The organism is Desulfoluna sp. (genome assembly GCF_030145185.1).
In the GTDB taxonomy this organism is placed as follows: domain Bacteria; phylum Desulfobacterota; class Desulfobacteria; order Desulfobacterales; family Desulfolunaceae; genus Desulfoluna.
In genome coordinates this window covers 58,504-72,024 of sequence record NZ_JAQYWB010000008.1, presented here as the reverse complement: position 1 = coordinate 72,024, position 13,521 = coordinate 58,504, and the positions used below count along the sequence as shown (strand labels likewise).

Here is a 13,521-nt window from a genome sequence, read left to right as displayed (position 1 = left end):
TCGGGAAGTTACCAGCAAAAGGTCACAGACTCATGCCAGGGTCTTTCCATCCGATACCCAAGCCGCCCCACGGATCTCCTTTTATTCGGAGTCCCCGCCCAGCCACCAATCATCCCATGAGCGGGCCAGAATCGCCTCGGCAAGCTGCCGCCCCGTATCGGTCACCAGGCGCTGCAGGACCGTCTTCAGCCATTTATCCGCGCCCTTATGCCCGGTATCGATCAGTGTCCTCAAATCCAGGACAAAGGCAAGCTGATCGGCATCCTTGGCCAGCATCGCCTCACGGGATTCACAGGCGTTGAACTCCTCCACAAGAGCCTTGTACTCGCCCCCAAAGGGAAGCCCACGGGCCTGGTCAGCGATCGCAAGGCCCTCATCAGCACGGCAATATTTTTTCTGGACATAGTTTAAATCCCCCGTCCTTGCCTCGGGAAGATCATGAAGCAGGCACATGGCCAGTAATTTGCCGGCGTCCACCTCGACATCCATCCGAGAGAGTACAAAAGCAAGGGTGGTCACCATAAAAGAGTGCTCCGCCACACTCTCCTTCCCCCCCCCGAGAAACTGATATCCGGAACGCGGGATGCGTTTCAACATCCCCGCTTCAAATAAAAAGTCTGCAATCTTTTCCATCACCGATTCACTCCTCTCCATATTCTGTGGCCGTCACGACAGCCCGCCGGACGCCCTCCAGACAGAAGAAGAAACGTCATTGAAAACATTGACAAATCAGGACAATAAAAGCTATATCACCCTTAGATATAAACCGATCGATCCCAAACTGAGCCCAGGATCCACCTGACGAGACCCAAGACAGGGTGCCCCCAGAGTGAAAAATAAACCGTTCTACGCGTTGGCCCTTTGAGCCCTTTTCTCTCCCCGCAACACGGCCAGACACCAAAGGACGTGAGTTCACTTTACAGTATTTGGTATTGACACTTTGTTGAAAAACCCGGACAGTAAAGAGTCACTCAGGGCCCTTAGTTCAGACCCAATTTGGTCTATTTTAATTACATTAATCATCATACCGGAGCGATTATGGATATCAAGGCAAAACTCCGTTACGCCGCCGTACTCTCACTGGTTCTTCTTTTCTCCTCTGGGGTATCGGTTCTGGCCGGGACCACTCAGGAAGTTTCCTCGGAAACAGGTGTCTACTATACCGTTAAGAAAGGAGACACCCTCTGGGATCTTTCTCAAAAATTCAGCGATGATCCCTACACCTGGCCTGATCTCTGGAGTAAAAATGGTCAGCTGTCCAATCCCCACCTCATCTATCCGGGCCAGAAAATTAAATTGATCCATCGCAGCGATTTGGATCGTTTCGGCGCAACCGGTGAGGGGCAATCTGCGGCCATGGATGACTCAGGAGCTGTGGAATCAATCGCGGTCACCGCCAAAGAAGAGAGCCGTCGTTACTACTACTCAAAAATCGAACGCGCCGGCTTCATGAAAAAAAAGCCCATCACACCCCACGGCACGGTCTTCAAGCTCAAGGGAACCGATCAGCTGATGTTGGGCAAGGGCGATGTTATCTACATCAAAAGCAATGAAGAGACCCCCCTGGTCATCGGAGCCCGCTACGTCACCTACCGCACCTTCAGCCCCCGGGAAATCACCTCACGCATGATGGATGTGAACCGAAAAAAAATCAACCGAGTCCGGGATGAAATCGGCACCCAGCATTATTTGAGTGGCGTGGTGGAAATTGTGGGCGAAAAAGACGGCTTTTTCATTGCCCGCATCACCGACTCCTACCGTTCCGTCAAGCTCAATGATAAAATCATGCCCTATAAGAAGCGCTCCCGATACATTCCCCTCCTCAAGGGTCTTGAGTCCATACAAGGCGAGATCATGGTGTCCGAAGAGGGAGAGACCACCTTTGGTCAGGACATGGTGGGTTTCATCAACCGCGGAGATCGTGATGGCATCCTGAAAGGCCAAGCCTACACCGTTTATTACAACGAGGCCAAGGAGTCCAACGATCTCTTTGGAGGAAAAGCCCTGAGTGTCCCGGTGACGATCGGAAATTTTATTGTCATCGATACCCAGGAGGAGACCGCCACGGTTCTCGTCACCTACTCCACCCAGGGGATCAGCCCAGGCGATTTCTTTAAATTTATGGAATAGCCCCCAAACACAACATGACAAAACGACGAAGCGCCCTGCAACCCAGGGCGCTTTTTTTATCAGGCCCAAGGGGCCACTCGAAACCGTTTCAGATCAATGACTCTCCCAGGTCACCCTCAACAGCTCTTCCCAGGTCGTATGCCCCGCCAAGAGTTGCCGAATCCCACTCTCCCTGAGACTGATCATGCCCTCTTTTGTGCCCTGCCTTCGAATGGCCGCCGCATCCGTGTCCCGGGTGGTCAGGCGACGAATCTCGTCGCTGAAGGAGAGAATCTCAAAAATAGCCAGCCGCCCCAGATATCCCGTCCCGCGGCACTTCACACACCCGGTACCACGATACAGCGTGAGCGCCCCTTCCTTCCCCACATCCAGACCGAGCCCCTTTAATTTGGTGCTGTCCATTTCATACGGCGCCACACAGTGGGGGCAGATCCGCCTCACAAGGCGCTGGGCAACCACCCCGGCCAGAGTCGCCTGAATAATGTACGAGGGGATCCCGATATCCAGAAGCCGTGTGATGGCCGACGGTGCATCGTTGGTATGAAGGGTGGAGAGAACCAGGTGTCCTGTCATGGCGGCCTGGGCGGCATTTTCAGCCGTATCCAGATCCCTCATTTCACCGAGCATGATGATATCCGGGTCCTGCCGCAGAATATTTCTTAAGATGGTTCCAAACTTGATCCCCACCTGGGGTTGAACCGCAATCTGATTAAATTCCTCGTGAATCATTTCAATGGGGTCCTCCACCGTGGTGATATTCACCTCGGGGCTGGCCAGTCGTCTCAGGGTGGAGTAAAGGGTGGTGGATTTGCCACTCCCCGTGGGTCCGCATACCAGCACAATGCCATGGGGCCGATTCACCAACGATTCATATCGCTCCAGGTCCTCCCCCGTAAAGCCGAGCTTCTCAAGATCCTGAAACATGATATCCGGATGCAGCACTCGCATCACCACCTTTTCTCCAAAGGCAACCGGAACCGTTGAAACCCGTATTTCCACCTCTGTCCCATCCTGGTCCGTCTTGATACGCCCGTCCTGGGGACGCCTTTTCTCCGCCATGTCCAAACGACTCATGGCCTTGATACGCGTCACCAAGGCACTGTGAATCGTCCGGGGCAACTCGTAAACCGTATGCAGCGACCCATCAATGCGCATGCGGATGACGGTCACCTCCCGCTTGGGCTCAATATGAATATCACTGGCCCGCTGGTCAAAGGCGTAACTGAACAGGTGGTTCACCGCATTGATGATGTGATGATCCGACGACTGAATTTCCCCGTAGGAGCCGAGTTTAACAAACTGCTCCAGGTTCCCCAGGTCGATGCCCGAGCCATCGTACTGAGATTTCGCGGCGGCGATGGAAGACCTGAACCCGAAAAATTCATTGATATACCGTTCAATATCAGACCGGGCCGTTACCACAGGCCGGATACGCATCTGACTCACCCGCTTGAGATCATCGAGGACTTCGGTATCAAAGGGATCGGACATGGCGACGGTCAGCTCCCCATCCTTGATCACCACCGGGAGCACCAGGTGTTTCATGGCAAAATTTTTCGGAATGGTTTTGGTCACCGTCTCCATATTCAGCTTCAAGGGGTTGATCTTCATGTAATCGAGACGCCACGCCCCAGCGAGCCCCTGGTAGATGGCATCCTCGTCCAGGGGCTCACCCGGCCTGTCGGCACGGTCCATGGCCAAATGCCACAACACCTCAATAATCCCGACCGGTTTGCCCCCTGCTTTCCGGGCCAGCTTTCTCTCCACACTCTCCCGCATGGAAAAGACATGCCTGGCCTGATCCTGGGAGAGGTAGCCCCCCCTAACGAGATGGCTCAAGACGGCTTTCGGGGAAAACTTCTCACGGGATATTGAATTCATAACAATGGGATCTCCTTGATTTATGCAGAAGAAACGAAGACGGATACCGACCGTTTGCCGGGGTGGCATGAGCCTGCCAGCCTATCGTTTCCTATTTTTATCACACAGATGCCATGAGAACAACTGACAGCGGCCTCCCCCCCATATTAAATCTTTTTACAGCCCACAACAGTTCCAATATTATCGAATTGTTAGAATGCACACAGCTCGGCATCCCTGATGCGTTCACTATTAAAAAATTTAATCATTCCCTCCATCGCCAGGATCAAATCATCCCCGCTGACCCGCCCCTTAATCTCCTGCCTGACATGGCTGTCACCCCTGTTAAATGGCTATTTCATGTAAAAAAGACGCCCTGCAGGTGTGCCATGGTTACCCTGGCATCCACGCGGTCAGTCCTCACACCCGACAAAAAAACAAACCCTGCCCGGCCCCTCAAAGCCAGGAGTCCCTCATTTTTCTCTGAGCCCTTGCCTCAAAGTACCCGGTTATCTCTTTGATACACGGGGTTTTCGATAAAATGAGGTCTGGAGTGCGTCTCACCGGGGTTCGTTTCAGCGGAACACTGGCATGCTTATTGTATATTTAATCCCTGCCGACCAACCTCAACCAAGGAAGCAAGCCGCATGAAAAAAACAGATGGATTCACCTTAATGGAATTGATGGTCACCGTGGCGATTGTGGCGATTGTATCCACCCTTTCCGTCGCGGGCTACTCCCACCTTATTGAAAAGACACGCCTCACCTCAGCCGCCAATGACATCAAAGGCGACTTGGAGCTGGCCAAATTAACGGCTATCCGGCGCCATGCCACGATCCTGGCCTACTTTGACGACGGAGCAGGGAAAAATGGCCATTATACCCTCTCTGTCAACACAAAAGGTGGAGAAAAAATCCTGACACGCGCCATGCCCGAACGCGTGACCCTGACCGGTGTCACCACCCCCATTGGATTTAATTCCCTGGGAATCGCGAGTTCAACAGGACAGGTCGAGGTGAAAACCAACGACGCCTCCGCATACAAACGCATTACCGTCTCCGCTGCCGGCAACATCAAGCTGGAGCGCAGCACCAACGGCACGACCTGGGAGGATTAATATGAGACGCACCATCCGCCGCCCCATAAAAAATGATCAGGGCATCACCCTGGTGGAACTGCTCGTGGCTCTGGCCTTGGGAACCATCGTCTCCGTGGCCCTCATCGCAACCTTTGCCGCGTATTCACGCACCCAGGTCGTCCAGGAGAATGTCCTCTCCATGCAGCAGAACCTGCGTGCCGCCCTCTACCTCATGGGAAGAGACCTCCGCATGGCAGGATACAGGGGCCCCGACCCCACCAACACCGCGGCCACAGGCTTCCTCACGGCCACCCCCGACGCCCTCTCCTTTACCTTTTTCGACGATGATTCCGGGACGCTGTCTACCCTGGCCTATGCCTTCCTCGATTCAGACGGAGACGGAACCAAAGATGTGCTTCGACGCAATGACGGCACCACCAACGAGATCGTCGCCGAACAAATCGACAGGGTCGAATTTTATTATACCCTGGGCTCAGGAGGCCCATCCACCGCCCCAGGGACCCTGACCGATATCGAGGCGGTGCGTATCACGGTCCTGGCCCGCACCCATCGCCGCGACCGGGATTTCTCCACCACCACCACCTACACCACCCCCTCCGGAGTAACCTGGGGACCGTTTAACGATGGGATGAGACGACGGCTGGGTGAACGTTTTATCCTTTTCAGAAACCTGTAATCCCTTGTAATATAGAGAAGGAACAATCACCATGTTCAACACAGAGAGCCAACACAACCCATCGCGCTCCACCACCGAGGAGGGCTTTACCCTCATAGAGGTCATGGTGGCACTGGTCATCTTCACCTTCGGAATTCTTGCCGTTCTTGGCATGCAGATCACCGCCATCCGAGGCGGCTACCAGTCGATGAACCTCACAGAAGCTGCCAATATCGGAGCCAACAGGATTGAAACCATCGTCAGCCAGACTTATGACGCTGTCAACACAGGTAACGACACGAGCGGCAACTACGCACTGGATTGGACGGTTGCTTCCCCCACCGGTCAGCTGCAGGACACAAAAAGCGTCCTTCTCACCGTTACCTGGTCTGAAGGAGGACGCTCCCATCAGGTCGCTTACGAATTTCTCAAGGCCAAAGACATTTAACGGACAGAGCGGCCAGGCCCCCCCTGACCGACAGGAGTCAGCCATGAAACACATCCCACACGCCGTCACCAATGAGGAGGGGTCCGTTCTTCTCCTGACCCTGGTGCTGCTCATTCTCTTTACCGTTGCCGGGCTGGGGCTCTTAAGCACCACCAACACAGAGCTCAAAATCACCCAGAACGACCGATGCTTCAAACAAAATCTCACCCGAGCCGAATCTGCTGTCATGGAAGCGGCCCAGCTGATCGCCTACTACGACGACACCGCCGCGTCCCCGGAATCCAATCTGAAACCCACGGGTGGCAACCCGCTTCTCTGGATTGAAGCCTCGGGCTTTGACCCCTTTGTGGACGGCCAGTGGCGAACAGCACCCGACGGGGCGAATCCGCAAACGGCCCAAGCCTCACAACACTTTACTGACACGCTCTCCGGATATACGGCCGTCTACGAAGGCATCGCCCCGGGTGCGTCCCTGGATGTAGCCAACCCCACCATGCGGCAGTATGCCATCGTCGGCCGGGCTGAACAGTGCAACGGCCTGGTAGATGTCATTGCCGGCTACCGCATCAGATTTTAAGCCAGTTAAAAACGGCATAAACAGTTTTTGAGGTACCAAACACCTTTTTATGGAGGAAATATCATGGGCTATCACACGCAACCCAGTCGAGCCCCCGCCGGGACCCTGCCCCCCTTAAAGCGTCTCGCCGGCCTGATGCTGCTTGGCCTGCTGAGCTTCTGGCTCCTGGTGGGCCAGCCTGCAGCCCATGCCGTCACCCTGCCATTCAATGACAATTTCACCGGGTCCCTCGACAGCGAATGGAACGCATACGACCAGACCCCGTGGTGGTACAACAGCTACCACAACATCCAAAACAATTCCCTTCGCATCATCTCCGGGGGCTATGATGCCCTGGGACACTACTACACGGTCTACCTCGATGCCGTCAGCAATGATTTCACCGCCACTGTCCAGGTGAAACGGCTCACCAACACCGACCCCAACACCAAGGCGGGTCTCATCGTTCAGAACAGCCTGGGAACTGAGACCGACAATCAAGCGCATATTCAGGTGGCCGCGAGCCGCAGTGCCGGTTACCTCATGCTCTTTGACGACAACGGGGACGGCACGGTCGACCAGTCTTTCTCCCTGCCCGGAGCGGTCGATCCTCCCGATATCTGGCTGAGACTCGTCCGCAGCGGCGACACCTTCACCGGGCTCTACAGTACCGATAACGCCACCTGGACCGCCCTGGGAACCGTCACCTCCTCAGAGGCAGGGTCCGACGTGAACCTCGGGGTCTTCGGGACCTCCGGCCACTGGTGGTGGAAAGAGAGCACGGCCCGTTTCGATAATTTCACTCTGCTCGGCTCCGCCGCCGCCTTTGTCTACTTCGCCGACAGTGACGGAGACACCTATGGCAACCCCTCGGCATCCATCGTGTCAAGCTCTGCCACCCCCCCCTTCGGTTATGTCACCGACAACACCGACTGCGATGATTCCGACGCGAACACCTACCCAGGGGCCACCGAACTATGCGACGGCAAAGACAACAACTGTGACGGTGATATCGATGAAGGACTGGTCACCACCACCTTCTATCGGGATGCCGATGGAGACGGCTACGGCACCTCAACCGACACCCATCAGGGGTGCACCCCCAACCCCGGCTACATCGCCACCCCCGGAGACTGCAACGACAACAATTCCCTGATCAACCCGGGTGCCGCCGATATCTGTGACAACAACATCGACGAGGACTGCTCAGGCGGCGATGCGGCCTGCTCCTCAGGCACCCTCTGCGAACCCATTTCGGATATCCCATTAAGCGTTACCGTCGGGGGATCCCCTGCCATTATCATGTTCATTCTAGATGATTCCGGGAGCATGGAGTGGAGCGTCATGTGCCCCGAGGATGAGGGACGTTTCAACGGCATGGCCGAATACACCGAAAACTACGCGAGACCCCGGTGGAAATCTCAGTATCACGGATACAACCGCATCTACTTCAATCCGGAGACCACCTATAATCCCTGGGCGAAATCACAAGCCAACACCTTTACAGACGCCGACTTCACCAATGTGCCCAAGCACCCCCTCGGCTTCACCTCCAACGCCCTGAAAAATGAAAACCGGGGCAGTGCCACCCTCAGCCTGACACGAAGCTTTGACACCGTGGGTGGGCAAACCATCACCTTCGGGCACTACTACCTGGTCTCCACCACAGACAGCCAGCCCTATCTCGTGGACCTGGGCATCGACAGCACTGGCCCCGCCTATTACCGCGTCACCCAGAGCCGGGGCAACGCCAATGACCCCTACCGAACCGTCCAGGGCCTCTCGCCGATCACCGGGACTGCGGTCCCCGCAGATGTCCTCCTTGCGACCTCCTTTGCCGAAGCCAGGACAAATTTTGCCAACTGGTTCACCTACCACCGAACCCGTGAAACCAGCACCAAAGCGTCCCTGGGGTTTGCCCTTCTGAACCTTTCAGGCGTCAAGGCCGGAGTTCACACCTTCAACCGCTCCGTGGTCAAAGCGGCGGCTCTCATCAGCACCAGCGCCGATGTGGAGTCCCTTCTGGACAGCATCTACCAGGTCGCACGCAGCGGGTACACCCCCATGCGACTGGCCTTAAGGGACATCGGCCGGTACCTTGACGTCGACGACGGACTCGACGGAGGCATCGGACCCAACCCCTTTAACACCACTGCCAATGGCGGGGACTGCCAGCAGGCCTTTGCCATCCTCATGACCGATGGATACGGCAACGGCGGCTCCCCCGGGGTGGGCAACGCCGATGCGGACGACAACACCGCCTGGGACGGTACCGAATTCTACGGCAAAAATGCCAACCGACTCCCGGACGTGGCCATGTACTACTATGAGAGAGATCTCTCCACTGCCCTGGCCAATAAAGTCCCGCTTCAAGACCCTGACTACGAAGCCGCCCACCAGCGGATGGTCACCTACACGGTCTCCTTCGGTATTCGTGGATTCTTTAACCAGGCGAACTATCCCAACTGTCCCCCTGCGCACCCCGATAACCCCATCGACTGCCCGGTCTGGCTCTCCGGCGGGACCAATGAAGCCAAGGTCGATGAGCTGTGGCACGCGGCCGCCAACGGTCGGGGACAGTACATCAACACCAGCACGCCCCAGGAACTTGCGGACGCCATCAACGCGGTCTTAAACGACATCACCCGCCGAACCGGTACCGCAGCCTCCGTTGCGATCAGCTCCGAGAAACTCGATACCGGCCTGGTCATCTACCAGGGGTTCTTCGACAGCGGCGACTGGTCCGGCAACCTGGAAGCCTACGATGTCAGCCCCGACGGCGTCGTCAATCTCACCGCCAAGTGGAGCGCCAAAGCCAAACTGAATGCAGCGGACTGGAACACCGGGCGTGTCATTCTCAGCCGAAACAATGCCACGGACGCCACCGTCGCCTTCCGTCACTCGAACCTCTCTCCGGCCCAGAAGAGCTATATCACGGCCAATCAGGTGGACTTTATCCGAGGTGACGACAGCAACGAGGAAGACAATTCTGGAACCTTCCGCAATCGCAACAGCAAATTAGGAGATATCGCGCACTCCTCCCCCATTCTCCACGACGGGGTCGTCTACGTGGGGGCCAACGACGGGATGTTCCATGCCTTTGACGCGGAGACCGGCAACGAACTTTTCGCCTATGTGCCCGGTTTCGTCTATCCAAACCTCGACGAATTCACCAGCCCCAGCTACGTCCATAAATACTATGCGGACGGCACGGCCACCGCGCGAACGGTGACTCAATCAGGAGGTGGCACGGACACCTGGGTGGTCAGCGGCCTGAGAAAAGGCGGACGGGGACTCTTCGGAATCAACGTGAACAATCCAAAGGCCATTACGGAAACCACCCGTCCCGATACCTGGGAGTACCCCACGGTGGCCGCACCCGATGACGACATGGGCTATACCTATGGAGAGATCACTTTTGCCACAGGCAACGACACCTCGGCCGGAGGCCCGCTGATCGTTGTCTCCAACGGCTACGACAGCCCCGACGGCCATGCGGTGCTGCTGTTCCTGAAACTCGACGGCACGCTCTTCCATAAAATCGACACCGAAGTCGGGAGCAGCACCCCCGGCAACTGCAACGGACTGAGCGATCCTCTGGTGGTGGATTTAAACGATGACGGCAAAGCCGACACGATCTACGCAGGTGACCTGCTGGGCAACCTCTGGAAGTTCGACATCTCAAGCACGGACAAGAGCAACTGGGACGTGGCGTTTAAAGACGGCACCGACAACAAACCGCTCTTCACCGCTCGAAACAGCTCGGGACAGATCCAGCCCATCACCGCCAAGCCCTCGGCCATGTTCCATTGCGACGCCACCAAAAAAGGGACCATCGTGGTCTTCGGCACCGGACGCATGCTCTCACAAGCGGATCTTGCCGACACCAACGTCCAGACCGTCTACGGTATCTGGGACTGGCAGGCGGACTGGGCGTATAACGGCATCGGGGACACCACTGAATACAACATGGGACTCTTCGACCCGCCCAGCGGAACCCCTGCGGTCCGGACTCTGTCTAACATCGATGGAAACAGCGACTTCCCAAGCAACGTAAACCTGACCCTCCTGCAGCAGACCCAGACCTCCGCAAGTGACGACTGGCGTTACACGAGCAACAACCCCGTCGACTGGTTTTCTCCGGAGAACTATCTCAATCTGGCCGCCGGGGCCAGCTACACCGGCGGCACCCATATCGGCTGGTACCTTAACCTGCCGGAAACCAAGGAACGGGTGATCACCAAGGTCCAGATCCGCGACGGCAAAGCCTACATCGTCTCCATCATCCCGATCCCAGCCCCGTGCGCCTCCGGAGGCACCACCGTGGGGACCATCCTGAACGCCTGCAACGGCGGACAGCTGGATGACCCCCAATGGGATACCAATAACGACGGCGTGGTAGACGACAACGACAGCAACCCGTCCGGTAAGAAATTCGATGACGACATCTACTACGCGCCGGCCATCATCGAAGACAAACTCTTCTTCACCAAGGACAGGGTAGAAGACACCGCTGACGAAATCAAAGGACTCTTCTACTGGCGTATTCGAGACTAACAGGCACCGGAATCCGTCCATCAGGCGCCCCCCGATGGACGGAACCCGGCCCCTCTCCCCCCCCCCCCAAAAAAAAAGGAGGGGGAGGGCCCATGCCGCAAACCCTCACAGGAGAGAAACATGAAACGATACCTCATCGTCATTATGGGAGCCTTGCTTCTGGCCACAACGGTGGCAGCCATCGCAGCAGAGAAGCCCGAACCGTTCAACCCCGCGCTATACAATGAAGTCACCCTGCCGCCGGGCATTCTCTACATGGACAGCGGCGCGATTGATTTTGTGGAAGCCACGCGGGTGGTTGTAAACGATGCCGACTACCCCTTCCACACGAATATAAACGTGTATACCCGGGAGGGCCTCAAGACCGACCGGAAAGCTTTGAAAAAAGGGACGAAGGTGGAGCTCTACGCCAATGACAAACACGAAGCGGTCTATGTGGTTATAAAATAAGAGGCCGTGTCAGCTGGCTGATCGTCCCTGCCCCCTTAAAAAAACCGCCCTTCAAAAGGGGCGGTTTTTTTCATGACGGCAGGCTGTTTTGATTTTTGAATCGGGGGGGTAAATATGGTAGGTTGGCCTCGGACATGCCACAGGCGTGTTTCAACCCCATCGAATCCACAACAGACGAGGCGACACCATGACCCCCATCCACATCATGATCAACGGCGTTCCCGGCAAGGTGGCCACCACCCTTTTGGCCCACGCCATGAAAGACGAACGGTTCACCGTCATCCCCTTCTCCCTCACCGGGCCCGGCACAGAAAAAAGCATCCCGGTAAACGGCACGGACATCACCCTGGTCTCCCCGGACGAACGCTTCGAGGCAATCAAAAAAATCAAGGCAAAATACGCCCCGTTCATTACCGTGGATTACACCCACCCCACCGCCGTGGATGCCAACGTCGCCTTCTACTGCGAAAATGGACTGCCCTTTGTTATGGGCACCACCGGCGGCAACCGGGACCAAATCCGTGAAGCAGTCAATCACTCTGACATCCCGGCCGTCATCGCCCCCAACATGGCCAAACAGATCGTCGGTCTTCAGGCCATGATCGAATACGGAGCCCAGAACTTTCCCGGCCTTTTCAACGGCTATGAGATGAGCGTCAAAGAGAGTCACCAGAGCTGGAAAGCCGACACCAGCGGAACCGCCAAGGCCATCATCCGCCAGTTCAACCTCCTCGGTGTGGACTTCACCGAGGCCGATATCGACAAGGTCCGGGATCCCGAGGCCCAGAAGGCCATGGGCATTGCCGAAGAGCACCTGGACGGCCACGGCTGGCACACCTACACATTAAAGGCCTCGGATGGCGGCTCTGAATTCGGCATCACGCACAACATCAACGGCCGCGACATCTACGCCGAAGGAACCTTGGATGCCGTCGCCTTCGTCGAAAAAAAGCGCGACCAGGGCATCTCAGGACACTGTTTCTCCATGATCGACGTCATGAAAAACCTCTAAACGGATCCTTTCATGAAACATCCTATTTTTATCGATCTCGATGACGTCATTTCCGAGACCACCCGGACTTACCCGGCCCTGGTGACACGCGAGTTCGGGATCGACGCCACCTATGAGGAGATCGCCCACTTTGACCTCTCCCACTCGTTCGGCCTGACCCGGGCCCAGCTGGAGCACCTGTTTCACGTGGTGCACCAGGAGGAGGTTCTCATGGGATTTTCCCCGGTCCCGGGGGTGAGGGAAACCCTCACCACCTGGCAAACGGCAGGCTACCCCCTTCATGTGGTCACCGGCCGCCCCCCCAAGACCCGGGAGGTCTCCCTGGCCTGGCTGACCCGGGAAAACATTCCCTTTGATCGTTTTGATATCTGCGACAAGTACGGGCGTCACGACCCGTCCCAGGGCTCTTTTCTCACCCTGGACAAGATAAAAGGCCGCCCCTACACCCTGGCGGTGGAGGATTCCCTCTCCATGGCCACCTTCCTGGGAGAGGCCATGCAGGTTCCTACCTTTCTCTACAACCGGCCCTGGAACCAGACCGACACCCCCTGCCCCACATACACCCGCTGCGTCTCCTGGCGGGATATTGATCGGAAGGCGGATCTTTCCTAAGCCTGCCCCCCAACAAAAAAACCCCGCATCCGAGAGGGACCTCTCAAAAGCGGGGTTTTGCGTGTTCAGCGGGGGCTCTCATCTTCAAGTGGACGGACAGGCGAATCAAGCCCCTCGCAGAACGCTATCGTACTTCTTATC

11 protein-coding genes are annotated in these 13,521 nt (G+C 56.6%); 9 read left to right on the top strand and 2 right to left on the bottom strand.

The window, feature by feature from the left end:
• Window positions 1-81 precede the first annotated feature (81 nt).
• Window positions 82-633 carry an HD domain-containing protein gene (locus Q1Q75_RS03875; protein ID WP_300667698.1) on the bottom strand — a complete coding sequence of 184 codons (552 nt, stop codon included), beginning with the start codon at window positions 631-633 and terminating at the stop codon, window positions 82-84.
• Between the two features lie 405 nt (window positions 634-1,038).
• Between Q1Q75_RS03875 and Q1Q75_RS03870 the strand changes: the two genes are divergently transcribed.
• Window positions 1,039-2,130, top strand: a complete 1,092-nt coding sequence (locus tag Q1Q75_RS03870; RefSeq protein WP_300667697.1) for a LysM peptidoglycan-binding domain-containing protein — start codon at window positions 1,039-1,041, stop codon at window positions 2,128-2,130.
• Window positions 2,131-2,223: 93 nt separating this feature from the next.
• Here Q1Q75_RS03870 and Q1Q75_RS03865 read toward each other — a convergent pair whose 3' ends face one another.
• Window positions 2,224-4,011: a GspE/PulE family protein gene (locus tag Q1Q75_RS03865; RefSeq protein ID WP_300667696.1), complete on the bottom strand. Its 1,788-nt coding sequence runs from the start codon at window positions 4,009-4,011 to the stop codon at window positions 2,224-2,226.
• A gap of 626 nt (window positions 4,012-4,637) precedes the next feature.
• On the opposite strand from Q1Q75_RS03865, the gene Q1Q75_RS03860 reads away from it, so the two are divergent.
• From Q1Q75_RS03860 to Q1Q75_RS03825, 8 genes are all read left to right on the top strand, one after another.
• Complete coding sequence (locus Q1Q75_RS03860; RefSeq protein WP_300667695.1) at window positions 4,638-5,108, top strand: GspH/FimT family pseudopilin; 471 nt, start codon at window positions 4,638-4,640, stop codon at window positions 5,106-5,108.
• Window position 5,109: 1 nt separating this feature from the next.
• Window positions 5,110-5,766 (top strand): PilW family protein, encoded by a 657-nt coding sequence (locus Q1Q75_RS03855; protein ID WP_300667694.1) that lies wholly within the window; start codon window positions 5,110-5,112, stop codon window positions 5,764-5,766.
• A gap of 31 nt (window positions 5,767-5,797) precedes the next feature.
• On the top strand, window positions 5,798-6,193 hold the full coding sequence (locus tag Q1Q75_RS03850; RefSeq protein ID WP_300667693.1) for a prepilin-type N-terminal cleavage/methylation domain-containing protein: 396 nt from the start codon (window positions 5,798-5,800) through the stop codon (window positions 6,191-6,193).
• Window positions 6,194-6,236: 43 nt separating this feature from the next.
• Window positions 6,237-6,770, top strand: a complete 534-nt coding sequence (locus Q1Q75_RS03845; protein WP_300667692.1) for a hypothetical protein — start codon at window positions 6,237-6,239, stop codon at window positions 6,768-6,770.
• A gap of 63 nt (window positions 6,771-6,833) precedes the next feature.
• Window positions 6,834-11,306 (top strand): PilC/PilY family type IV pilus protein, encoded by a 4,473-nt coding sequence (locus Q1Q75_RS03840; RefSeq protein ID WP_300667691.1) that lies wholly within the window; start codon window positions 6,834-6,836, stop codon window positions 11,304-11,306.
• A 120-nt stretch (window positions 11,307-11,426) separates the two neighbouring features.
• Window positions 11,427-11,756, top strand: coding sequence for a hypothetical protein (locus tag Q1Q75_RS03835; protein ID WP_300667690.1), 330 nt, complete (start codon window positions 11,427-11,429; stop codon window positions 11,754-11,756).
• A gap of 187 nt (window positions 11,757-11,943) precedes the next feature.
• Window positions 11,944-12,768: a dihydrodipicolinate reductase C-terminal domain-containing protein gene (locus tag Q1Q75_RS03830; protein ID WP_300667689.1), complete on the top strand. Its 825-nt coding sequence runs from the start codon at window positions 11,944-11,946 to the stop codon at window positions 12,766-12,768.
• A gap of 12 nt (window positions 12,769-12,780) precedes the next feature.
• Window positions 12,781-13,380, top strand: a complete 600-nt coding sequence (locus Q1Q75_RS03825; RefSeq protein WP_300667688.1) for a bifunctional metallophosphatase/5'-nucleotidase — start codon at window positions 12,781-12,783, stop codon at window positions 13,378-13,380.
• Window positions 13,381-13,521: the final 141 nt, after the last annotated feature.